The sequence below is a fragment of the Amphritea sp. GJ51-11 genome (assembly GCF_055808735.1).
Window position 1 is genome coordinate 3,030,221 of sequence record NZ_CM147881.1, and the last position, 24,491, is coordinate 3,054,711.

General features: G+C 49.3%; 22 protein-coding genes and 1 pseudogene. 13 read left to right on the forward strand and 10 right to left on the reverse strand.

The features are described from left to right. The first annotated feature begins 10 nt into the window (after positions 1 to 10). Complete coding sequence (locus AC0L4K_RS13520; RefSeq protein ID WP_417226832.1) at positions 11 to 184, forward strand: DUF6435 family protein; 174 nt, start codon at positions 11 to 13, stop codon at positions 182 to 184. A gap of 301 nt (positions 185 to 485) precedes the next feature. Here the strand turns inward: AC0L4K_RS13520 and uraH are convergent, their stop codons facing one another. Then, positions 486 to 839 (reverse strand): hydroxyisourate hydrolase, encoded by a 354-nt coding sequence (gene uraH, locus AC0L4K_RS13525; protein WP_417226830.1) that lies wholly within the window; start codon positions 837 to 839, stop codon positions 486 to 488. A 341-nt stretch (positions 840 to 1,180) separates the two neighbouring features. On the opposite strand from uraH, the gene puuE reads away from it, so the two are divergent. From puuE to AC0L4K_RS13565, 8 genes and pseudogenes are all read left to right on the forward strand, one after another. Then, positions 1,181 to 2,104 (forward strand): allantoinase PuuE, encoded by a 924-nt coding sequence (puuE, locus tag AC0L4K_RS13530; RefSeq protein WP_417226828.1) that lies wholly within the window; start codon positions 1,181 to 1,183, stop codon positions 2,102 to 2,104. Next, positions 2,101 to 2,622 carry a 2-oxo-4-hydroxy-4-carboxy-5-ureidoimidazoline decarboxylase gene (gene uraD / locus AC0L4K_RS13535; RefSeq protein WP_417226826.1) on the forward strand — a complete coding sequence of 174 codons (522 nt, stop codon included), beginning with the start codon at positions 2,101 to 2,103 and terminating at the stop codon, positions 2,620 to 2,622. The genes puuE and uraD overlap by 4 nt, the downstream gene beginning before the upstream one ends. 126 nt (positions 2,623 to 2,748) lie before the next feature. Beyond that, positions 2,749 to 3,635: pseudogene (gene alc, locus AC0L4K_RS13540) on the forward strand (allantoicase). Between the two features lie 11 nt (positions 3,636 to 3,646). Then, positions 3,647 to 4,174 carry an ureidoglycolate lyase gene (locus AC0L4K_RS13545; protein ID WP_417226823.1) on the forward strand — a complete coding sequence of 176 codons (528 nt, stop codon included), beginning with the start codon at positions 3,647 to 3,649 and terminating at the stop codon, positions 4,172 to 4,174. A 76-nt stretch (positions 4,175 to 4,250) separates the two neighbouring features. Then, positions 4,251 to 5,426 (forward strand): urate hydroxylase PuuD, encoded by a 1,176-nt coding sequence (locus tag AC0L4K_RS13550; RefSeq protein WP_473266658.1) that lies wholly within the window; start codon positions 4,251 to 4,253, stop codon positions 5,424 to 5,426. Between the two features lie 253 nt (positions 5,427 to 5,679). Continuing rightward, complete coding sequence (locus AC0L4K_RS13555) at positions 5,680 to 6,300, forward strand: TetR/AcrR family transcriptional regulator (RefSeq protein WP_417226820.1); 621 nt, start codon at positions 5,680 to 5,682, stop codon at positions 6,298 to 6,300. Positions 6,301 to 6,373: 73 nt separating this feature from the next. Then, positions 6,374 to 7,021 (forward strand): HAD hydrolase-like protein, encoded by a 648-nt coding sequence (locus AC0L4K_RS13560; RefSeq protein WP_473266660.1) that lies wholly within the window; start codon positions 6,374 to 6,376, stop codon positions 7,019 to 7,021. Positions 7,022 to 7,113: 92 nt separating this feature from the next. Continuing rightward, positions 7,114 to 7,938 carry an IclR family transcriptional regulator gene (locus AC0L4K_RS13565; RefSeq protein ID WP_417226816.1) on the forward strand — a complete coding sequence of 275 codons (825 nt, stop codon included), beginning with the start codon at positions 7,114 to 7,116 and terminating at the stop codon, positions 7,936 to 7,938. A 39-nt stretch (positions 7,939 to 7,977) separates the two neighbouring features. Here the strand turns inward: AC0L4K_RS13565 and AC0L4K_RS13570 are convergent, their stop codons facing one another. Further along, positions 7,978 to 8,871 carry a LysR family transcriptional regulator gene (locus tag AC0L4K_RS13570; protein ID WP_473266662.1) on the reverse strand — a complete coding sequence of 298 codons (894 nt, stop codon included), beginning with the start codon at positions 8,869 to 8,871 and terminating at the stop codon, positions 7,978 to 7,980. A 135-nt stretch (positions 8,872 to 9,006) separates the two neighbouring features. Between AC0L4K_RS13570 and AC0L4K_RS13575 the strand changes: the two genes are divergently transcribed. Beyond that, positions 9,007 to 9,486, forward strand: coding sequence for a PACE efflux transporter (locus tag AC0L4K_RS13575; protein ID WP_473266664.1), 480 nt, complete (start codon positions 9,007 to 9,009; stop codon positions 9,484 to 9,486). A gap of 144 nt (positions 9,487 to 9,630) precedes the next feature. Here AC0L4K_RS13575 and AC0L4K_RS13580 read toward each other — a convergent pair whose 3' ends face one another. Continuing rightward, positions 9,631 to 10,080: a hypothetical protein gene (locus AC0L4K_RS13580; protein WP_473266666.1), complete on the reverse strand. Its 450-nt coding sequence runs from the start codon at positions 10,078 to 10,080 to the stop codon at positions 9,631 to 9,633. Positions 10,081 to 10,239: 159 nt separating this feature from the next. On the opposite strand from AC0L4K_RS13580, the gene AC0L4K_RS13585 reads away from it, so the two are divergent. From AC0L4K_RS13585 to AC0L4K_RS13595, 3 genes are all read left to right on the forward strand, one after another. Continuing rightward, positions 10,240 to 11,757, forward strand: coding sequence for an amidase (locus tag AC0L4K_RS13585; protein WP_473266668.1), 1,518 nt, complete (start codon positions 10,240 to 10,242; stop codon positions 11,755 to 11,757). After that, a complete protein-coding gene (locus AC0L4K_RS13590) occupies positions 11,754 to 12,725 on the forward strand; it encodes a C45 family autoproteolytic acyltransferase/hydolase (protein ID WP_417226806.1) in 972 nt (323 codons plus the stop codon). The genes AC0L4K_RS13585 and AC0L4K_RS13590 overlap by 4 nt, the downstream gene beginning before the upstream one ends. A 168-nt stretch (positions 12,726 to 12,893) precedes the next feature. Beyond that, positions 12,894 to 14,363, forward strand: a complete 1,470-nt coding sequence (locus AC0L4K_RS13595) for an ATP-binding protein (protein ID WP_473266670.1) — start codon at positions 12,894 to 12,896, stop codon at positions 14,361 to 14,363. A 90-nt stretch (positions 14,364 to 14,453) separates the two neighbouring features. On the opposite strand, the gene AC0L4K_RS13600 is transcribed toward AC0L4K_RS13595, so the two are convergent. The 7 genes from AC0L4K_RS13600 to AC0L4K_RS13630 all read right to left on the reverse strand — a co-directional run bounded on the left by AC0L4K_RS13600 (position 14,454) and on the right by AC0L4K_RS13630 (position 24,412). After that, on the reverse strand, positions 14,454 to 16,058 hold the full coding sequence (locus AC0L4K_RS13600) for an ABC-F family ATPase (protein ID WP_473266671.1): 1,605 nt from the start codon (positions 16,056 to 16,058) through the stop codon (positions 14,454 to 14,456). Positions 16,059 to 16,365: 307 nt separating this feature from the next. Next, positions 16,366 to 17,469 carry a tRNA-queuosine alpha-mannosyltransferase domain-containing protein gene (locus AC0L4K_RS13605; protein ID WP_473266673.1) on the reverse strand — a complete coding sequence of 368 codons (1,104 nt, stop codon included), beginning with the start codon at positions 17,467 to 17,469 and terminating at the stop codon, positions 16,366 to 16,368. Between the two features lie 24 nt (positions 17,470 to 17,493). Then, positions 17,494 to 18,663, reverse strand: coding sequence for a tetratricopeptide repeat protein (locus tag AC0L4K_RS13610; protein WP_473266674.1), 1,170 nt, complete (start codon positions 18,661 to 18,663; stop codon positions 17,494 to 17,496). A gap of 144 nt (positions 18,664 to 18,807) precedes the next feature. After that, positions 18,808 to 19,773: an SPOR domain-containing protein gene (locus AC0L4K_RS13615; protein ID WP_473266677.1), complete on the reverse strand. Its 966-nt coding sequence runs from the start codon at positions 19,771 to 19,773 to the stop codon at positions 18,808 to 18,810. A 13-nt stretch (positions 19,774 to 19,786) separates the two neighbouring features. Beyond that, complete coding sequence (locus tag AC0L4K_RS13620; protein ID WP_473266679.1) at positions 19,787 to 20,392, reverse strand: tetratricopeptide repeat protein; 606 nt, start codon at positions 20,390 to 20,392, stop codon at positions 19,787 to 19,789. 98 nt (positions 20,393 to 20,490) lie between these two features. Beyond that, a complete protein-coding gene (locus AC0L4K_RS13625; protein WP_473266681.1) occupies positions 20,491 to 21,936 on the reverse strand; it encodes a hypothetical protein in 1,446 nt (481 codons plus the stop codon). Between the two features lie 325 nt (positions 21,937 to 22,261). Further along, complete coding sequence (locus AC0L4K_RS13630) at positions 22,262 to 24,412, reverse strand: TRAP transporter permease (RefSeq protein ID WP_473266683.1); 2,151 nt, start codon at positions 24,410 to 24,412, stop codon at positions 22,262 to 22,264. Positions 24,413 to 24,491: the final 79 nt, after the last annotated feature.

The window sequence follows — 24,491 nt, forward strand, 5'->3', positions numbered from 1 at the left end:
AGAAACACTGATGTTTTCTATCTTTAAGTCCAACCCTAGCAAAAAGCTGGATAAGCAATACAAATCAACCCTAGAAGAAGCCATGCAGGCCCAGCGAAATGGCAACATAGAACGCTATTCTGAACTCAGCGTTGAGGCAGATAAGCTCTACCAACAGATTTTGGCGATGGAAAAGAAGACATAATAATTGAAGGGCATTATTGCCACGAAGACGCACGGCAAGATTGCGTTAAGCGAAACAGACAAGCCTAGAGGCATTAAATCTTAGATAGGCTTCACGTCAGTAACAAAGCCCTAGACGTGCTGACTATATTCTCTAAAAGCAGTTTAAGCTATAAAACAAGTTCAACTCTCGAATAACATGCCCCTCGAGTAACCAGACACCACTGTTTAAATCGCTCCTCATAAGGAGCGCCTAAGTAGAGTGCCCTAGATACCGCAAGACCACGCCTAGCAGGGATTAAAACGACATCAAGCGACTGACATTATGATCCGCGATAGGTCGAATAACTATATGGCGAAATCAACAACGGTACATGGTAGTGCTGATCTTCGTCGGCGATGCCGAAGCGTATCACCACATCATCTAAGAAAGCCGGCTCTGGCAGCTCGATGCCACGGTGACGATAATAGTTGCCAACACTAAAGGTCAATTCGTACACCCCCACTTTAAAGTCTTCACCTTCCAATACTGGCTGATCGCAGCGGCCATCATCATTGGTCAGAGTGGTATGAATCTGTTCGCGATAGTTATCGCTGATACGGTAGAGTGCGACCGGTATGTTGCTGCCGGGGCAGCCATGCGCTGAATCCAGTACATGTGTTGTCAAATAACCCATGGAGTGTGCATCCTCTAGCTTATATGTATAAAGATCAGACTAAACTGATCTGCAGTTGACTACACTATAAAACAGTAAAAAAAACACTTAAAGACAATTTTAAACTTTATTGTATACATTATTCTGTTCATATTTTCCTGCACTATCATCACCAGTTGAATCCATTGATACCAAAGGCTTTGTCCGCGACTTATGAGAATCCAACGGTCGAAAGGCAGGTTTTTATCGATACTTGACCCTTGTTAATCACAAAAAACATTGTATACAATGATTGCATACCGGTTTGGATTGATTCATTATCTAATCCAATACAGGCTTTTAGTATCTTTAAGGAGTGCCCCGTGAACAATGAATATCCTCGTGATCTGATCGGATATGGTAGCAAGCCACCCCATCCGCACTGGCCTGACAAGGCCCGTATCGCTATATCATTTGTTCTGAACTACGAAGAGGGCGGTGAGCGCTGCACCTTACATGGCGATAGTGAGTCCGAAGCGTTCCTGTCAGAGATGCCCGGTGCTCAGGCACTACCCGGTGTACGGCACATGAGCATGGAGTCCTGCTATGAATATGGCAGTCGTGCGGGTGTCTGGCGGGTGCTAAAACTGTTCAGTAAATATAACGTCCCCCTCACCATCTTTGCCGTGGCAATGGCCATCGAACGGCACCCCGAAGTAGCGCAGGCGATGGTCGATGCCGGTCATGAGATCTGCAGCCACGGCTATCGCTGGATTGATTACCAATATTTTGATGAAGCCGCAGAGCGCGATCACCTTCACCGCGCAATCGATGTCATTACCCAGGTGACCGGTCAGCGTCCACAGGGATGGTATACCGGCCGTAATAGCCCAAATACCCGTAAATTGGTGATGGAAGAAGGCGGCTTTATGTATGACTCCGATGCCTATGACGATGACCTACCCTACTGGGTAAATAATCAGGGCAAAGGACATCTGGTGATCCCCTATACCCTCGATACCAATGATATGCGTTTTGCCACACAACAGGGCTTCAATAGTGGCGAACAGTTCTACGAATATCTAAAAGATGCTTTCGATACCCTGTATGCCGAAGGGGCCGATGCACCAAAAATGCTCTCTATTGGTCTGCACTGCCGCCTAATTGGACGGCCGGCACGGATCGCGGCACTCGAACGCTTTATCCGTTATGCCCAAAGCCATGAGCAAGTGTGGTTTAGTCGCCGTATTGATATTGCCGAACACTGGCACCGCGAGCATCCCTTTAACCCGGAGGCCGCCTCATGAGTAGCCCACAGTTCAAAAGCTGTACCCCAAGCCAAATGAGCCGTGAAGCCTTTGTCAGCACCTTTGGCGATGTTTATGAACACTCCGCTTGGGTAGCAGAACAAGCCTATGACCTCGGACTCGATAGTCGTTACGACCAGATCGAGACGCTGCACAAGCGCATGGCAAAGATCTTGCTTGATGCAGATAAACAATCTCAACTGGATCTTATCAATGCCCACCCGGATCTTGCCGGCAAAGCCGCTATCGCGGGCGAGTTGACCGAATCGTCAACCTCCGAACAGGCCGGTGCCGGTATCAGTGAGTGCACCGCGGAAGAGTTTACTCGTTTTACCGCACTAAATGATGCCTATAAAACGGCCTTTGGCTTTCCGTTCATCATGGCGGTCAAAGGCAGTAACCGGCACCAGATACTGGCCGCCTTTGAAGAACGCATCCATAACAACCCCGAGCAGGAGTTCAACCGCGCCCTGCAGGAGATTAATAAAATAGCCCAGTTTCGACTGGATGCTATCTAATACATTTTTGCCAGAACGAGATAAATAATGACAACAACATTTGAGAAACACATCAACCTGGCTGACGCCCGCCTGGGCAGTAAAGCAATTTTTGTAACCGACGACTGGTTTGCCGCCGTCGACCGAATGCTACAACCGGAAGCTCCCGTTTGGAAAGATGGGGTCTTTGACGACAACGGTAAATGGATGGATGGCTGGGAATCCCGCCGTAAACGTTTTGAAGGCTATGACTACACCATTATCCGTCTCGGTGTCCCCGGCATCATTAAAGGTATCGATATTGATACCGCATTCTTTACCGGAAACTTTCCCCCTCAGCATCGCTAGAAGCCTGCTTCTGCGACAATGGCGACCCGAGCGACGATGCCGAATGGACTGAGCTACTCGGCGCCGTTAGCTTAAATGGCGACAGCCAACATCTCCACGCCATCGATGATGAACGCCCTTGGACCCATATTCGCTTTAATATCTTCCCCGACGGCGGTGTCGCGCGTCTAAGAATATATGGCATCCCTTACCTCAACTGGTCATCCATCAGCCGTGATCAAGAGATCGATCTGGCCGCTTCCCTCAATGGCGGCCGTGCGCTAGCCTGCAGTGATCAACACTACGGCACCATGAGTAATATTCTCAACCCGGGTCGCGCTATCAATATGGGCGATGGCTGGGAAACCGCCCGTCGCCGTACACCGGGTAACGATTGGGTGATTATCGCCTTAGGCCATCCGGGTGAAATCAGCCGTATCATCGTTGATACCCTGCACTTTAAGGGCAACTACCCCGATAGCTGCTCCATTCAGGCGGCCTTTGTTAAAGGCGGCACCGATGAGCAGATCGAAACCCAGAGTTTATTCTGGAAAGAACTATTACCTTCGCAGAAACTCGAGATGCACCAAGAACATGAGTTTAGCGAGCAAATTAGCGCCATTGGCACCATTACCCATATCCGTCTGAATATCTTCCCAGACGGTGGTGTCAGCCGTCTAAGACTGTTTGGCAACATTAGCAACTGAGGAGCCTTTAGATGACGCAACAAACGACGCTTATCCTCACACCGGAACCACTGACCGCCGCCGCCTTTGCCCCTTATGGCACGGTGATTGAGACCCAGGATCGTGACTGTTTCATGATCAACAACGGTTCGACTCAGCGTTTTCACCGCTTAGCCGAAGTCATGCTGGGTAAAGCCGGCGACCGCGGCATCATGAGTATTTTCCGGGCACAGGGATTAGCTATGCCGCTGCGGATCAAACTGCTAGAGCGGCATCCGTTTGGTAGTCAGGCCTTTATGCCCCTCAAGCAGAACCCGTTTTTGATTGTCGTTGCCGAACCCGGTGATAAACCGGCGTTGGAAAAGATTCGCGCCTTTATCACCGATGGCCGCCAAGGGATCAATTATCACTCCGGCGTATGGCACCACCCGGTTTTAAGCTGCGTTCCAGAAGATGACTTTCTGGTTGTCGACCGTGAGGGTGAAGGCAACAATTGTGATGAGTATTTCTTTGCTGAAGAAACCAACATAGTGCTCGAATTTAACACTCAGCAGCAGTAGCGCCACTGCTAAACACAACATGAATATCGTTGGCCTTTAGCGAAAGCGATGAGTGTCACTCTATGAGGAGTAAACCATGGATCCCCATATCACCGAATGGTTAAACCTAGCCGTGCGCTGGGTTCATATGATTACCGGAATCGCCTGGATTGGCGCATCCTTTTATTTTGTCTGGCTGGAAAACCACCTCGACCGCCGCAATCCACGGGAAGGCTTATCCGGCGACCTGTGGGCGATCCACGGCGGCGGCATCTACCATTTAGAAAAATACAAACTGGCGCCCCCAAAAATGCCAGAACAGTTACATTGGTTTAAATGGGAAGCCTATACCACCTTTTTATCCGGCTTTAGCCTGCTAGCGGTCGTTTATTACCTTAACGCCCAGCTCTACCTCGTGGCTCCCGGCAGTGATCTTAGCTCTACCGCAGCTATCGGCATCAGTATTGCCAGCTTAATTGCCGGTTGGTTTATCTATACCACCCTGTGCGACTCACCGTTGGGTAAAAAACCCGCACTGCTCGGTTTAGTGCTATTTGTTTTACTCGTCACCGCCGCCTGGGCATTCACCCTAGTCTTCAGTGGCCGGGCAGCCTTTATCCACATCGGTGCAGTTATCGGTTGCATCATGGTAGGTAACGTCTTTTTTGTCATCATGCCGGCGCAAAGCGCTATGGTAAGTGCCATTAACGCCGGCCGCGAACCCGATCCGTCACTCCCCGCTAAAGGGCTGTTACGCTCTCGGCATAACAACTACTTCACCCTGCCGGTGCTGTTCATCATGATCAGCAATCATTTCCCTAGCACCTATGGATTTGAGTACAACTGGCTAATTCTCGCCGGCCTCGCCGTGCTGAGCGTGTTGGTACGTCACTACTTTAACACCCGACACCAATCTCAGAAGTATGTCTGGACACTTCCCGCCGCCGCCTTGGGAATGATCGCCCTAGCGTTTGTAACGGCGCCCAAAACTGCCGCCACCTCAGCTACGCAGGTGAGTTTTAGTCAGGTCAAACAGGTTATTGATGAGCGTTGTTCGGTATGTCATTCGGCAACACCAACCTTTGCTGGCTTCAACGCGCCACCACTGGGTGTGGTCATGGATACCCCGGAGCAAATTCAAATGCTAGCACCAAGAATTCAGGCGCAAGCGATCACAACGCAGGCGATGCCACTTGGCAATATCACCCAGATGAGCCAACAGGAGAGAGATCTGCTTGGAACATGGATCGCCCAAGGCGCTTTAACAAAGTAGCCTGCTCGCTTCCCTAAAGCGAAGGCAAACCCGCGACTAAACGGTGTTTGCCTGAGCCTGAGCCATCAATTCTCGGCCCCATAGCCAACAACTATCCGCTGTATATCTAAGCTCCTTTCTTTGCAACGGGGCTTTTTTGCCTCCATTCAATCCCATATGCTAACTTGAGCACGGCTAACGCCGGGTGATACCATTGCCCCGCAGTAAACTCATAGCATGAAAATAATAAGAAAATAGGTAGCAAGGTAAACCGATGGCTAAGATAAGGGAGCGGAATCGAGAGCGGATTATTCAAGCCGCCAGTGAAGTATTTGCCGCCCGGGGTTTTGCCGCGACCAAAACCATTGATATTGCCGAGCATGCAGGACTACCAAAGGCCAACATTTACTACTATTTCAAAAGCAAAAAAAACCTCTACCACAGTGTCATCGAAAGCGTTATTGAGCCGCTATTAGCAGCAGCAACGCCCTTCTACGAAAATGATGACCCGGTAACCGTGCTAGAACAGTATATCCGTGCCAAGATTCGCGTGTCTCAACAGTACCCCCATGCCTCGAAGGTGTTTGCCAGTGAGATCATGTATGGTGCACCACACTTACCCAACGATATCGCCGAGCAGATGATGACACAGACACGCCAAAGCAGCGGTAAAATTCAAGCCTGGATCGATCAAGGTCTGATGGACCCCGTTGACCCAAACCACTTACTGTTCACCATCTGGGCCTCCACCCAAACCTATGCAGACTTCGACTGGCAGATATCCCGTGTGACCGGCAAGCAAAAGTTAAGTCAGCAGGACTACGACCTTGCCGCCAATCAGCTTATTCAGTTAATCCTCAAGGGCTGTGGCGTCAAAGCAGCAACAACCGCTTAAGCGGCCGATTAAACGCAGATCTAAATAACGACAAGTATTCTATCCCTGACCAGCTATACGACCCGGAGCATTAATGAATACCGCATTTTTTGACCTTGATGGCACCCTGATCGACTCTCAAAGGGGAATTGGTGAATCGATCCAAAGCGCTCTGCTTGCGCTGGGTTATCCACAAGCGTCAGCGGCCCAATTACAACGGTGCTTTGGGCCACCCATCCGTGACAGCTTTGCACGGCTGATGAATAGCCAAGAAGCAGCCCTTATCGAACAGGCTGTGGATCTATTTCGCCAGCATTATTTGCAACTGGGTATCAAAAACTATCGCGTTTACCCGGGCGTAAAACATTCACTAAAACAACTATCCAGCGCGGGCTTTTGCTTACGCGTACTGACCATTAAACCTCAACCGCAGGCTGAATGGTTACTGCAAGATGCTCAACTAGCTCATCTATTCGCAAGCGTTCACGGCAGTGAACTCAGTGGACATAAGAGTGATAAAACGGCCCACCTCGGTGAGCTTATCAAGGATCACCCACGTCCTTATAACCGCCACTGGATGATCGGCGATCGAGCTAATGATATTGATGCAGCCAAAGCACACGGGCTTAACTCCGTTGCGGTTAGCTGGGGTTATGGCGAAACAACAGAGATCCACAACGCCAATAGTGACTTTGTTATTCACTCCGCGGATCAACTCATTCCCCTATTGCTAAAACAGTAACTCATACCAGCCAAAATGCATTTTCATAATATGAAAAAAGTCTGTTAGTTATTACAATACGGTATCTTCAAACCATTCTGTTCAGGTGCCTTATGCCAACCAGCCCCACCAAACCTGGCGAGTTAAACGCTGACCCAGCAAGTAATAAGCCATCAGCAGCCGATACTAAACCGGTCAGTGGTATACAGGTTATCGATCGGGCCGCCCATATTCTGGATGCCATCTCTCGTTATTCGCAACCAGTCACACTGAAAGTGCTTAGCGCCGAAACCGGCTTACATCCCTCAACCACCCACCGGATACTCCGCTCACTGATCGATAACCGTTTTGTGGATCGAAATGAAAATGGTGAATACTGGCTGGGCAATCGGTTGCTACAACTAACCAATAAACGCCGAACCGATGTAGACCTCCGTGCCGTTGCCCTGCCCTATATGGAACGATTAAGAGACACCTTCGGTGAGAGTATCAACCTCACCGTGCGCGAAGGCGACGTAGTGATCTATTTTGAACGGGCGATTCCGAACCGCATGATGCACGTCCATCAATTAGTCGGTAGCCGTGCACCGCTACATGTCACTGGGGTAGGTAAACTGATGTTGGGGATGGGCGGCGAAACGGAAATTCTTCGCTACGCACAACGCACCAACCTGCCAACCTACACCCAAAATACCTTTTCGTCACTGCCAGAGCTGACCGCCGAATGCTTACAATCCGTCGAACAGGGCTATGCATTGGATAATGAGGAAGCCGAAATGGGTGTGGGCTGTATCGGAGTACTGATTTACGATCAAACTCAACTTCCCGTTGCTGGGTTATCGATTTCAGCCCCCATCGAACGACGCAGCCTGGAGTGGATCGACGCCCTCAAGGAGACCGCTAAAACGATCTCAGCACAATTAGGCTATGCCCGTTAATGGGCTGCCTGGCTCTAGCCTAAAACGCCCCTTAAGTACTTAGCGCACTGCGGTAAGATCCAGCTGCGATAACTCTTCTAACAACCAACTTCCCGCCGTGCCTAAAGAGCGGCTTTCGGTCCAAACCACATCAACGCCCTGCAAGGACGCCGCCGCCTGAAAGTCCCGCTGCAAGACTAATAGCTCACCGCTAGCCAATTTTTCCTGTACCACATTACGATGAAGAAAAGCCCAGCCCAAACCACTACAAAGCAGCTCAAGAATAATATGGGGACTCTCCGAAAACCAAACACTCGGGCTAAACATTAAGCGTTCATGGCTGCGATCCGTTAAATCTAAACTGCGCAACACGAGCTGGCGATGAGCTCTAAAGTTTGCATGACTGACCGGTTGTTTATCAACTATCGGGTGGTCATGACGACACACAGCCACCAGTTCAGAATACCCAATACCGCGAAAGCCAAAGCCCTGTGGATAATACTCCCGCTCTAACATCATGCCGATATCGGCCCGATTGGTGCGAATCAACTCGGCAACATCACTGCCGCCGGGATCGAGTAACTCCAACTGAATGTGGGGAAAACGTTGCTCAAAGCGGTGTAGAATATCCAATAACGGCTGACTAGAAATACTCTGCTCTACCGCCAAACAAAGTTCCACCTCATCACTCTGACCCAAGGCTTGAGCATGTACCCTAAATTCATGTTGCGAGTGTAATACCGTGCGAGCGTATTCCAATAGTGCCTTGCCACTGTCGGTCAAGACCGGATTACGGTGGCTACGATCAAACAGCGCCACATTGCTATCCAATTCGAGGTTACTAATCGCGGTGCTCACCGCTGACTGTGCTTTACCCAAACGCCGGGCGGCCGCAGAGAATGAACCGGTTTCGGCGGCAATCACAAAGGCTTCTAATGGATCAATACCGGCCATAATTCCTCTCAACAACCTATCTGATTTTTAGATAGTATCTAACTTTTTCCTATCGAAATAAAGCCTAGAATAGCCCCATCTTCAAAACATCATTAGCTGACTAAGCATCGCAAATAAGCATCGTAAGGAGCCATCATGAATCAGCCAATTATTACCCGTACCCCGCTCGACCGTCTGCGTCACACCCTGATGTTCGAACTATTACTGCTAACACTATTAGCACCGATGATGGCGCTACTACTCGACCGAGATATTGTCGAAGTGGGTATGTTATCCGTGGTGATCAGTCTTAAAGCGATGATGGTCAATCCGTTTTTCAATTATCTATTTGATCGCTATGACGTTAAACAGGGTCGAATTCCCACGGAACGGAAATTTGTTGCTCGATTGATTCATGCAGCTGGACTAGAAGTAACGCTGATTGCCACCTCGCTACCGCTGATTATCTGGTGGCTTGATGTGACCTTTATGCAGGCCTTAATGGTCGATCTGATCTCGATCTTTCTGGTAATGGCCTACACATTCGCCTTTAACTGGGGATATGACCGAGTATTTCCTGTTATACAGCAACCTGCAGCGACAACCGATACTCTAGCAAGCGAATTACAACCATAAGAGAACTTATGCACAGTTGACCCGTTATTGGCCGAATGCAATTGAATAACCGATGAGACGCGATACCACTCACACTCATCGGTTTTTTCGATGATGACCACACCCACTCAACGTAGCCCCCAACCGTAACAACCATCCATTACCCTAGATCACATAGCTGTCGGCATCAGGATTGATCGGTAACTCTGCGTCCACCCCCAAGGAACTCTCAGCCGCGATGTCAGCCGCTGGAGCCGTCAATGCATCGGCCGGCAAAGGTGACTCAACATACTCTAAATCATTGCGGGTCCACCAATAACGGAAACCATTATCCACCATCCACTGACCGATCCGGTCGAGCGTAGACCATTCACGACAATCACCCCGAGCACTGTTAAGCCTCAACGGTAAACCATCCACATAGACGATAGCCGCCCAAGCATATGGATGTTTATCTGGGTCGCCGAAACCACCACCCTGTTTATTCCTAAAGATGCGATAAGCAACCGCATAATCCCCTAGTAATCCCTTCTCTCGGCAACCCGGCAGCTCCGCCTGAGTCACACTTCCGGCGATCTCTAGATAGACTTCTAAACTCTCATTTGTAAACATCATGAACCATAGTGTTGCTTTTTTTAAAATACAGACATACATTATGGTGCATGATGAAAGGTTCCACAACGATTAAGACATGCCTAAATTGGCCTAAAACAGGCTCTATTCGGTCATTTTCTAGAACCTTAAAAAAACCGCCTAATGCAATAAGGAATTCAGATGAATTCAGATAAGAAAACTGCGATTGAACTACTTGAAGATCTGCGTGCTCAACGAATTACCGCCACAGACCTGCTCGAACAAACGATCCAGCATGCTGAATATGTCGCCGAAACCTACAATCCGTTTTCCGTCAAACTGTATGATCGCGCCCGTCAAGCCGCTGCAAAAGCCGACGAACTGCTGGCCCAAGGTCTAGGCGGGCCACTGTGTGGCTTACCAATCACCATCAAAGAATCACAGTGGTTGGCCGGCATCCCCCTAGCCAATGGCTCTCGTACCGGTGATATGATTCCGCAGGAAACCAGTGCGGCAGTGCAACGCTTAGAAGATGCCGGTGCGGTTATTTTTGCAAAAACCACCTGTCCCGAATTCTGCCTTACAGGCACTACCTCATCAGCACTGTATGGCACCACTACTAACCCTTGGAACCGGGAACGCACCTGTGGCGGCTCTTCCGGTGGTGCAGGCGCAGCCGTTGCAGCGGGCGCCGGCACCCTCTCACTGGGCGGCGACGGTGGCGGCTCGATCCGCATTCCAGCCGCGTTCTGCGGTATTGTAGGCTTTAAGCCCTCTTATAAAGCGGTACCAAGAGAGCCTTGCAACCCCTCTTGGAGCACTATCGTCTCCTATGGCCCGATGGCCCGTACCGTTGCCGATGCACGGCTGATGTATTCCGTCATTGCCGCCAATAATGATGAACACGCTTATGTGGATTCACTGCAAGCCCATCGTCTACACCCCTTACCCCTCTCCGGACAAAAAGTAATTGTCTCTGAAGACCTCGGCATCGCACCGATCGACGATGATGTGCGAATGACTTTCCGTTGGATCATTGCTCAGCTACAGGAAGCAGGAGTTGAGATTATTCATGACCATCCTCACCTGCCCTCCTCTGTGATCGCTTGGGCTACCTCGGCGATGTATGACACCTGGAGTTTTCAGAAAGACAAAGAAAATCCACTGGACGGACTCGAACAGGGAACATTGGATTCAATGAATTTCGGTGCCAGCATTACCGAAGAGGAATTTAATGCCGCGGAAGACCATCGAGAAGCTATTCATGCTGCCTATAAAGCGATGTTTGATCGGCATAACTGCTCAACCTTTATAACCCCAACCTTAGGGGTTGAAGCGTTCAAACACACTCTGCGCCACCCTAAATATGTTGGTTCGACCCGGATTACCTATCCTTGGTTGGACTGGGCAACCTTTCTATACGATGCTAATTTGATCGGCATGCCCGCCTGCGCTCTGCCAATGGGACTGGGCAATGAGGGTTTGCCCCTCTCAATTCAGGTTCAAGGTCCACGGGGCAGCGATGCTGCCGTACTCGACTTTGCTGAACATTTAGAAGCCATTATTGGCTGGGATCATGCCCCAAAAGATTCCGCTAGCGAACCCAAGGCAAACACCGATGACGATGACTTCGATGAAGATGAAAGCAAAGGGATCATTAATCAGATGAAACGTGCTCGAGCGCGTCTGCTGCAACTCCGTGGGACGACTTCCAAGTGAGAACCCTACAGTTCGACTTCATCAGTGAACTCGCGCCCGGCGAAAAGCTGAGTCAGTTGTTCCACCGCACCTGGCCCGCTTACCGCGCTTGGTATCTGGATGAGGGAGAAGCCGCACGGCCCAGCTATCTAGAGTGTTTAAACGCCCTTAAAGAATATATGCCCGAGTTGCTGCCGGTATATCAACAACTCTCCGTTCTGCTCGGCTGTGATGACCTGCAGGCACGCTTTCTTAGTCTATATTGCCCCCCAACATTTTATTCAGCCTGCTCCCAACTGATCTATAAGAAAGAACGTACCGCACTGATACGCAACTATGATTTCCCCGCGTTTCTCTGCGAAGGCACTATTTTGCAAAGCCAATGGCTGGATAAAAAAGTAATTGCCACCGCCGATTGCCTTTGGGGCGCGTTAGACGGCATGAATGACAGCGGTCTCAGTGTGTCAATCAACTACGGTGGCCGCCTAGTTGAAGGCAAAGGTTTCGGTATCACCATTGTCATCCGCTATATATTGGAGACCTGCAGCACCGTTGATGAGGCGATTGACGTCCTCAAACGCGTCCCGGTACATCTCGATTACAACATCGCCCTGCTCGATAAACAGGGCCAACACGCGACTGTCTTTATCGCGCCCGATCGAGATACCTGCATCACCTTGGCCACCACGTCAACCAATCATCAGGGCGCCCCAGAACCGGGAAAACCGCTACTATTGGATGACACACTGATCCGTCTAGATGCACTCAACCTATTGGCGGCACCAAGAGAATCAAACTTAACCGACACCGTCGGCCACTTTCTGCGCCCACCGCTCTACCGGCCCCATGACATTTACACCTCAGGAACGCTATACACCGCGGTTTATCTGCCCACAGAGGGGATCGTCAGCTTTGTCTGGCCGCATCATAGTGTTGATCTGAGCTTCGAACAGTTTCCCGAACAAATTCTGGATATCCGTTATCTTTAACCAACCTAAAACGAGGTGCATACCTAAGGAATGAAAACACAAACGAATAAGTTCACCTCACTACTCTGTTGGTTATATAAAGCCATTTTTGCGCCGACATCCGAACAGAGTGAATCAGCCATAACAGCCCCGACTTTAGATAAAGATAAAAATACTGAGGAAGTTACTATGACTACACCCGATACTAAAACTCCCGAAAAGCTTCGCAGCCTGTCTGATATTTATCGTTTCTTTCGCAATACAACAACGCCCATCTATTTTGTGTCACCAACGGCCTATAACATTCTCGGATTGGGCCAGTGGATTCAGGGCTTTAAATATATCTCCCATTTTGATTCCTTCGATGGCGGCCACTTTCGGGTAACCAACGTTGAACAAAATACCGAACGAGAGTTTCAATCGATGGAAGATATGGTCAACTACCTGTTGAGCCATAAACAATCGGTTGAGCTATTCGAAGCCAATGGCAGCAAAGGTAAAATTCTCACGGTGATGTTTGATGAAGAAGCCGAAAAGATCGCCAAAAGCCTCGGCATGGAACTCGCCCTGCCCTCGGCTGAGCTTCGCTCCCGCATCGACTCGAAAATCGTCACCACCCAATTGGCTAACGAAGCAGGTGTTCCCAGCGCCCCTAACATCGTTGATGTTAAAGCCAATGACTACCCAACCCTACAGGCCCTAGCGGCGGAGAAAAATCTGGGCGACAAACTGGTCGTACAGACCCCCTATGGAGACTCGGGTAAAACCACTTTCTTTATTAGCAGCCAAGCCGATTGGGATAAAAATGCCGATAAGATCGTCGGTGAAACACTGAAGATCATGAAATACATCAACCATATCCCCGGTACAGTTGAAGCGGTTGCCACTCGCTGTGGCACGATGGTTGGGCCGTTACAAACCGACATTACCGGCTATGAAGAGCTAACACCTTACAAAGGTGGCTGGTGTGGTAATGATATTTTCCCTGAGCTGCTACAAGGAGAGCAGCGGGAGAAAATCATTGCGATGGTTAAAGCCATGGGGGATAAGCTCTACGAAAACGACTATCGCGGCACCTTCTGCTTCGATTACCTGGTGGATACCGATGATGGTGAAGTCTATCTAGGCGAGATCAACCCGCGCATCAGTGGTGCTAGCCCACTCACCAATTTGATCACCTCTAAATACGGCGGCATTCCACTGATGCTGTTTCACCTGTTGGAGTTTATGGATGTCGATTTTGATATCGATATCAACGAAATACAGAAGCGCTGGGAAGATTTTGATACCTGGACCCAGCTAGTACTCAAACATACCGAAGACCATGTGCGTATGATCACCAAAGCACCACAATCTGGTATCTGGCGCATGCAAGACGATGGCAGCATCGAATTTGTGCGTCAGAGCATCGACTGGGGTAACGTCAGTGATAATAACGATGCATTCTATCTGCGAGTCTATGGCGAAGGTGACTACAGTTATCTAGGCGCCGATATGGGTATTCTGGTTGCCCGGGGGCGAATGCAATCCGATGACCGTCAACTACTGCCGCGCGCTAAACAATGGGTAAACGCGATCAATGCACAGTTCGAATTCAAAGAACTCGATGAGCTAGAAGTGCCATATATCCCAACCGATAACGTCCGAAAAATGCTCTAACCACGCATTCTTACTGACACATAAAAGCAAAAAGCCCCCTCAAGAACACACCTTGAGGGGGCTTTTTTAGAGCGGTGCCGTTAGATTAACTTAAGCGACGCGTGAAGCATTGGTTTGATTATCCAGATACTCATCGAAGGTGCCGGGGAAGTGAATCACTTTATTATCTTTAATCTCGATAATATTGTTCGCCAGCGAAGAGATAAAGGCACGGTCATGGCTGACAAAAATCAGCGTACCGTCAAAGTCTTCGAGGGCGAGATTCAATGATTCAATCGCTTCCATATCCATATGGTTAGTCGGCTCATCCATAATCAGCACGTTGATATCCATCATCATCAACTTACCAAACAGTAGACGGTTCTTTTCCCCACCTGAACAGACCCGCGCTTTCTTATTGAAATCATCCGCAGTAAACAGCAAACGTCCTAACATCGCCCGCACTTTCAAATCATCATGCTTGGGCGTGCGCCATTGTGACATCCACTCAAACAGGGTCAGATCACAATTAAAGTCTTGGGTACTATCCTGAGGGCAATAACCAATAGACGCATTTTCAGACCACTTGACGGTGCCCTCTTTGGTTTCTAATTCATTCATCAGGCAGCGCAAAAAGGTAGTTTTACCGGCACCATTTTCACCAACAATCGCCAATTTAGCGCCGGCTTCCAGAATCAGATTACCATCACGGAACAACATTTCACCGTCATAACCATGACCCATATCTTCCAGAATAAGCGCCTGACGGTGCAGTCTCTTATCCTGTTTATAGGTGATAGAAGGAAATTGACGGCTAGAACTTTTAACTTCATCCAGCTCGATCTTTTCCAGTTTCTTAGCTCGAGAACTCGCCTGTTTTGCTTTCGAAGCGTTAGCCGAGAAGCGGTTAACAAATGACTGCAACTCATCCATCTCGAGGCTCTTCTTCGCGTTCGCAGTCAATAACTGTTCACGAATCAACGCCGAAGCTTCTAGGTAATATTCATAGTTACCCGGGTAGATACGCAGCTCACCATAATCGATATCCGCCATGTGCGTACACACTGAGTTCAGGAAGTGACGGTCGTGGGAGATAATAATCATGGTGCTCTTGCGCTGGTTAAGCACATTTTCCAACCAGCTGATGGTATGAATATCCAAGTTGTTGGTTGGCTCATCCAGCAACAATACATCAGGGTTAGCAAACAACGCCTGCGCCAACAGCACCCGAATCTTCCAACCTGGGGCAACCTGACTCATCAAACCAAAGTGATACTCTTCAGCGATACCCGCTTCTAGCAAAATATCCCCAGCACGGCTTTCGGCACTGTAGCCATCCATCTCGGCAAATTCGACTTCCAGATGGGCCACCTTCATGCCGTCTTCTTCAGACATCTCCGGCAGCGAGTAGATCCGCTCACGCTCCTGCTTAATTTTCCATAACTCAGTATCACCCATAATCACGGCATCGATAACGGTGTACTCTTCAAAGGCAAACTGATCCTGATTAAGGATGCCTAGCTTTTCCCCCGGTGTCATAGAGACATTACCGGACGTTGGCGTCAGCTCACCACTTAAAATTTTCATAAAGGTGGATTTGCCACAACCATTCGCACCGATCAAACCATAACGGTTGCCGTTGCCAAATTTAGCAGAAATATTTTGGAACAGCGGCTCAGCGCCAAACTGCATGGTGATATTCGCGGAGGAGATCAAAGGATAAGTCCTGAAAAGATAGTTCTGGAAAGAATGTACTGAAAGAGAATCCTGATAAAGAGCCCGGAAAAGTACAGGTTACACAGTGCCAAACCGGCATTGTAAAAGAATGCGCCACTTTAAAGAGTTAAGCCCCTAAAGTCGAGTGCGTATTGTACATTTTTTAAACAAAAGCTGTTTTTTGCTCAAGGGTTACCCGTCATTTAGCCTCTACAGCAAAAACAGCCTCTTTTCCTTAGCGAAAAGAGGAAGTAAGCAAGCAATCGCCCAGCACGCCAATAAACCTAAGCGCAGCGTTTCATCCATATTAACGGGTATAAGAGATCGAGGAGTTCGCAACATCCTGCAGTAATCGTTCATATTGTTGTGCCATATTCCCCCAGCTTAACCCCGAAATATCGGGCGCTGCCGGCGGGTGGCCCTGCTGCTTTGCATCCGCATAATTAATAACGGCACTCACCAGCGCTTGGCTTTCAGCATCACCACTTTGATAACAGCACTCTTGTGGGAAAAGCTCAGGATAAGCTAGCCGATTTGGCACTAACGGTAGCGCACCCGCCGCTGCCCCTTCGAGTACCGCAATACCCTGATAATCATGTAGCGCCGTTGAAAGTACGATATCCGCCTGTTGCAACAACAAACGGTATTCAGCCACCGACTCAACAAAGCCCCAGTGCCCTGCCCGCTCCGCCAGTAAAGTTTTAAGTTCTTCAAATACCGGTGGTACACGACGGAATTGCTGTCCAACCACGTCTAAACGAAAATCCACACCGGCATCACAGAGCCCCTCTACCGCCCTCAGCAAACGGTCGGGGCCTTTATCAAACTCCCAACGGTGGTTCCAAATAAGCCGTACAGCGCCACACTGAGGATTATGAGGCTGGTAAGCCGACGATGGCAGGGGCACTTGCAGCACCGATGAACGCTGCTCCAGCTGTTCAACCACACCAACCGGCACCTGATCCGGCAATTTTTTCAATAAAGCGCGACAGCCCGTTAGAAAAGTCTCTCGATTGTACGCAGTGTTAAAACAGATATGGTCGGCGACGAGTGCCGTATATATATTGAGAATCTTCGGCTCAACATTACCGTATTCACGACCGGATTCCGGGTAAGCAAACTGGTTCTCGTGAAAATACACCAGCGTCGGGATGCTCGCCAAATGGGGCACAAATCCTCTTAGCGCTGATAGATCCGTCATTGAAGTAGCGATAATCAAGTCGTAAGGCTGTTCGAGAGTCTCTCGCTCATTCATGGCCCAACTCAGGCTGTTACCGCGAATGCGCCAAGAAAAGTAACGTGGAGGCAGTGTGAGCACCGTCCACTGATGCTGATTGAGATTACTCACCAACCCCTGATGCCAATAACGATGACTAGCGGCATCATAAGCTGAAAGTAGCAGTATCTTCACGCGTTTTAAATTCCTAGTATCGAGTTATTTTGCATACAGGGAGCGATAACTACGAATCCAAGCCTCATGAGTTAAGGTCGAAGGGAGTTTGGTTTTATAAGTACTTAAGGCAAGGCTTTTATCGGCAAAGCTATCCTTTAACAGCACCACATAATCATCCACGGCAAGGCTTACCGCATAGGCTTGCCTCTCTAACTGGTATTCATGAATAAAGCGCAACGCACCTTTTTCACTCGTCAATCGAGCCAGCTGCACCGTAAACAATCCGGGAGGTTGCTGTTTCAGCCAATTTAGATTTTGTACCACAGCATTAATTTTTCCAACAGCCTGAACAGTATCAGGCTGACTCGGCGAAACCACAACATTAACCCTCTGCGATTGATACAGATCCGTCTTTTGGATGCGAGTTAAAATCGCATCATACAGCGCCTGAGTACGATGATTACCCAACTCAATACTTCGATCAGCATAGGCCAACGCCTGTAATAGATCGGTAGGGATTGCATGCCCTTCAGAATACACCAAAGCGAGATTATGTGCGGCATAAGCATTACCTTTCACAACGGCACGGTTATACCATTTGATCGCACCGGCAGGATCAAAGTCCATTAACATAACACCCAAGACTAATTGTGCTTTATCATTCCCAGATTCAGATGATTTCTCAATCCAGTCTCGCCCGGCCGCTGCATCCTTAACAATACCCTCGCCCTGTAGTAGCATCAATCCGGCCTTTAATTGACTATCCGGCAACCCCGCTTCTGCAGAACGCAGATAGAGTAAAAATGCTTGGTTAAGATCCTGCTCAACAGCCTCACCTTTTTCATACAACACCGCTAGATTACGCATCGCCTTAGGGTTTCCCAATGCGACCGATTGACGGTAATATTTAAGACTATTCGGTAAATCAATCGGCGTGCCCTTGCCCAACTGGTAAGCAATAGCGAGATTATAGGCGGCTTCAGCGTGATCTCCGGCAGCCGAAATCGTCAACCACTCGATCACTTTTTCCCAGTTTGCAATACCTCCATCTAACCCAAGCGCGTACAAACGCGCCAGAAAAAAAGCAGCCTGGGGATCACCAACCTGTGCTAACGGCAAACAGCTATCATAAGCCTTATCCACCTTACCTTCACTATAGGCTCGCTGACACTGTTGGATATCTGCTGAAAAAACCATATTTGAAAGTAACATAACTGTTACGGCTAGTAGCAGCTTAACTCCCTGAAACATTTAGAATCCCTTTACTTAAATAACAACAGTGAATTAACACCATTTAGATAATGGCAAAACAGATAATCCTATTAAACGCCTCTGATCCACCATCTGAGCCCATACTTAATCAACTGGTTTATAGGCACGCTGGATAGCCCGGTAGGTTCTGTACCACACCATACCCGATAAATCTTTAGGCAATTGAGCGGCAGCAATACCTTTAGCTTCAACTAACGAGGCTGCCGACTGCGCATACAGCACCACATACTTATTACCGCCAGCGGTCACCGCCCTGAAATAATTGACCTTACCTTTCAGTTGATGATTAGCAATATAGGCCTTCACTGAGTCATCACTGCTCAATTGCGCTAGCTGTAGGACATAACGTTTTCCAGGCTGTGACTTTAACCAAGCAAAATCATGTAACCCCACCGCTGCACCATCGACAGTTTGCTTGGTTGCGATAGGGGCGGTCTTCGCTTTTTCATCCGCGGCTTGTTTAGCTGCGATAGCTTCAGACTTGGCTTTCTCGTCCGCTGCTTGCTTGGCAGCGATAGCGTCGGCCTTAGCTTTCTCATCCGCTGCTTGCTTGGCTGCGATAGCTTCAGCCTTAGATTTCTCATCCGCTGCTTGTTTAGCTGCAATTGCGTCGGCCTTAGCTTTCTCCTCCGCTGCTTTTTTAGCAGCAATCGCGTCAGCCTTGGCTTTCTCATCCGCAGCCTGTTGTGCTGCGGCGGCTTTCTGCGCAGCCATTTTTTCTGCTGCAACTTTCAACGCTCGTTCGTTAAGCTCAGCTTTCTGAGCTTCGGCATTTAGCGCCACTGTATTTAATTCGCGCTTCTGGGCATCCGTTTGCTCAACGGTGTTGGATAACGGCTCCACCACTGTGGCTGTTAATGCCACCGAGGCAGACTCTGGCAGTTCAGTATCGGAGACTAACGCCCCCCCATGCTCGGCAAGTGCGATCCGATGAGCCTCTTCCAATACCTGCTGCTGTTTAATACTTTCAACAAGATCGACTGCTGGAGCATAACCTAAACGCTCACTTTCGGACGCATAATGAAGCGCTTGCGGCAGATCCTTGGTCAAGCCGGAAGGTGGCTCACGGTAGAGCAGCGCTAACTGATAAAAAGCAAAGTGACTCCCCCTGTGCGGCTTCGCAAAAGAGTTTTACCGACTGCTCTGGCTCCGTCGCCTTAAGTAGTGTCGCGAGGGTGATCTTAGCACTCTGATCGCCTCGATCAGCCGCCATAGTTAACCAGCTTTTAGCTTCGGCATAATCTTGGTTAGTGCCGTTACCTTTAAGGTAAGCAATACCCGTTTTTAACTGACTCGCAAGATGTCCTAATTTTGCACCTTGAAGATACCACCGAAACGCAACACTGAGGTCCTGCGCAACCACATCTCCCCGTTCATAGAGTACCGCCAAGTTGTAACAGCCCGGTGCATAACCCTGCTCGGCAGAACGAGTTAGCCAGCGCAATGCCTGCTGCAAATCTGACGACCCACCTTCAAACCCCTGACTATAAAGACTAGACAGGATGAAACTAGCTTCACCATCCCCTTGTGCCGCCAATGGCATACAGTGATGCAGCGCTTCTCGGGTTTGTTGGTTTTGATAAAAGGTGCGACAACTCTGATCTTCAGCACGCACAGCTGTCGAATAGAAGAGAAAAAGGCTCAACAGAGAAAAAACAATACGGGCCATATATCATCCGGATAACAAGGCTAAAAGTGGATCAATTTAAAACAGGCCTCTTCGAGGCCTGTCATCATAACGCTGTCGTTTTGAATACCGCTATCCAATTAGGGAGCAACGTAGAGCTCCTGTAACCGTTTAAATTCACGCATCCAATGATTCTTACGAACCGCTTCAGGAAGTTCTGCTAAGGCAGCACGGGCCTCGGTGATAGTGCTGTAGTTACCATACACCAACACATAATACAGCCCCGCCTCCCGTTGGGTGCGGAAATAGCGAACACTGTCCGGCAACTTATGTTTTTCAATATAGTTAAGAACGCCCCGTTCATGGGTGCCATAAAGCAGCTGAATAGTGAAATGAGGGGTCGGTTGATCCATCACCCAGCCATCAGGCAGTGCATATTGATTGCTGGGCTCCCATGGCGTTTTCGGCTTAGTCGCGACTGTTGCGGCGCCATCTTCGACTACAACGCTCGGCTGGTCAGAAGAGACGGTAGCATCCGCTTTGGTACTGGTTATCGCCGCTTGATCTGCTTTAGCGGCCTCCGGCAAAACGCCATCAACCTCTAAGGTTGCCAATAATAATTGCTGCTCACCGGAGCCATTGTCCGGGATAGACTCACGAATCTGTCGGGTTAACTGTTGCTTCTCAGCTCGAAGCTCAACCACTTTTTTCTGTTCTGTTTCGAGGCGAATCAGATTTAATAACGAAGCCGCCTCAGTATTTCCAGCATCTAATGCCTGCTGCGCTAAAGCGGCCGCCTTCTCATGATCAGCATCGACCCCTTGACCGGCGTAATACACCAGGGCCAAATTTTGTAATGCTAAGCCATTACCCTGATCGGCTGATTGTTGGTACCAGCTAAGGCTTTCATCGGGATCCACTTCCGCCAGAATAACCCCCATCGCGACCTGAGCATTGGAATTACCCGCCTCAGCAGCCTTACGGATCCAGTGCTGAGCCGATGCCCGGTTTGCTTCAACACCGCGTCCTTCTAGTAACATGGTGCCAACCTTCAGTTGTGCGCCCATAACCCCCTGTTGGGCGGCTTTGAGATACCACTGATAGGCCCGGTGTTGATCTTTTTCGCCTGCTGAACCGGATTCAAACATTGATCCGAGTAGCTTTTGTGCTTTGGCATGTTGCGCCAGTGCGGCTTGTTGATACCAATGGCGAGCCAAGCTATTACTCTGACTAACCCCTTGGCCAATTTGATAGGCGAGTCCCAAGCGATAAGCAGACTCTGGATGGCCTTTTTCTGCCGCCACTTGATCCCAGAATATGCCCCGTTGGTCATCACGGTCAGTACCCAGTGCTTGGTAGTACATCGTCGCTAATAAGAATGCGCCCTTGGCATCACCGAGTTCGGCAAGTTCCTGACACTGACTGCGGGCTTCTTCATACTTTGCTGCGGCAAAAAGCTGATAACAGTCCTGATTGGCGTCATTTGCGGTAGCGAGAGGTGAAAAGAGCAGCGCGGAACTCACGCCAAGGAGAGTGGGTAAACGAAAAAACAGCTGTGATCGTGTTAAGTTCGGTTTTATTAACATAGTCCCTACCGCGAGCCAGAAGCGTCTTTTAAAAGCGTCTTCATAACATTTGTACGACTTAATTCCCCCCGGAATTAAGCGAAAGCTGGCGACCATAACAATCCACTGTCGAAAGCTATAAATCAAACCGGCTTTAATTCTACTGACAATAGCATTAGAACAGGCGGAAACAAAAGTTATACCTGCTCGCAAGCTACAAGGAATCAGCATCCTAGTTGCTAATTTACCAAATTGTCGCCCATGGAATAAGTGACAATGCTCACTATTTGCTGCAAAAACGAAAAAACCGGCCATTATAGGCCGGTTTTTGATTGTAGAGCAGTGATTAACCGGCGGTTACAGCAACACCGTCTTCCTCTTTACGGTTATAACGGCTGTAGATAAACAGCGCCAGGAAGATCAACAGGCCCACCGTGCTAATCATCCATTCACCATGAGGCCACAGCATTAGCATCCCAGCCACACCCGAGATCAACCGAAGCAGCAGGTTAAGCGGACTTTCGAGGTAGCCTTCCATAAAGCCAACCAAAGCGTATATGCCGAACACCGAGAAGAAGAAAATACTCATTACTTCTGCCGTGGTGCCACCGATAAAGTTAGTGTAAGCAAACAGCAACGGTACGATATACAGCCCCTTGGCTATTTTCCAAGCGGTAAAGCCGGTCGCCATCGGCGGTGTTTTAGCGATCGCCGCGGCAGCAAAGGCTGTTAAGCAAACAGGAGGTGTGACATTGGAATCCTGTGATAACCAGAAGATGATCATATGGGCTGCCAACAAGATCATGGCCAAACGGGCGGGATCAATCGCTTGTTCGAGTAGCTGACCTTTGAAATCACCGGGAACCATCGCCAACAACTGCTGAGCATCGATTTTACTCATCGGCTCTGCCAGTAACGCCGCTTTATCCATATCGACCAACATGAAGATCGTCCGAGCAACCTCAGGCAAGGTGCCATCAACCATCATCTCAATCAATTGCATTTCAGCAATCAGGTTATAGAGCGCTGGGGCCGATAGCGTTGCCAATACGATATATGCAGCAGTAACCGGCAAGCCCATTCCCAGCACCAATGACGCCAGCGCCACCAACAAAATCGTGATTAACAGACTACCATTCGCCCAATCAGCGACCATCAGCGAGAAGGTATTACCAATACCGGTCATGGCGACCACATTGACCACCAAGCCGACGGCAATCAACAACATCGCCGTTGTCGCCATATTCTTGGAACCCTGCGCGAGAGCATCGAAGATATCTTTAATCCCCATCGGGTGCTTCGATAACCAAGAGGCGGCGACGACCGAAATAATAGAGATACCGGCAGCATAGGTTGGCGTAAAGCCATAGATAAGCAGGCTCACCAAGACCACTAGCGGCAATAGGTAGTGCCAACCATCACGGAATACTTCACCGATCGGGCGCGTATCAAGCTCGACCGCTTGAGCTTGGCTACGCATCGCTTCCACCCGGACAAAAAAGCCCACCGACAGGAAGTACAACAGCGCAGGCAGCGCAGCAACAGAGATGACATCCACATACGGGATCTGTGTATAAGAGGCCATAATAAAAGCCCCGGCACCCATCACGGGGGGCATCAACTGACCACCGGTAGACGCGGCAGCTTCAACACCCGCAGCAAAACGCGCGGGAAAACCGGCTTTCTGCATCAGCGGGATAGTAATAACACCAGTGGAAACAGTATTGGCAACCGATGATCCTGAAACAGAGCCCATCAAACCAGAACCGAGTACGGCAACAAAACCGGGACCGCCCACCATCCGTCCCGCAGCACAGCGAGACAGTTCAATAATAAAATCGCCGGCACCGGATTTCACCAAGAAAGCGCCAAACAAGATAAACATAAACACATAGGTCCAGGAAATTCGCGCGATCTGGCCGAACATCCCTTCCGAAGAGAAGTAACTACGATATAGCAGGGTTTCCAAGCTCAGGCCGGGAAAACCAAAAATTCCGTCGATGTACTGTCCCCACCAAAACACGTAGGTCAGTGCAAACAAGATCATACAAGGGATAAACCAACCGGTGGTACGACGTGCCATTTCCAATGCGATAAAGATGGCACACAGCGAGAACACCCAGTCGAGATCATCAAACTTAACGCCACGGGCGTACAGTGCATCCTCAAAGCCGATCAAATAGAGGGTGCAGAGAATCGCCGCACAACCTAATAAAATATCCAGTATCAGAGCTACCCGACGGCCCGCCGCAGTATTGCTGCGTATCGCTGGCACCATCAGGGCACAAAGCATCGCAAAACCGCCAAAATGGATGGCAGACACCCATAGTTCAGAAACGGTACTGAGGGTATTAAAATAGATATGTGCCAGTGCAAATATTACACCGATCCAGTAAATAAAACGGCCTGTCAGTGAATGTTCCGGACGCTGAACCAGCTCCAGACTCTTCAGCTTTGCAGCCGTTTCCTGATCAGTATGGGTATCAATAGAACTCATAACGGTATCCCGTTGACGGTGAACGTAAAACGTAAGCCGGGGCCATAATCGACCCCGGCAGGTTCGCTGAACGATTCAG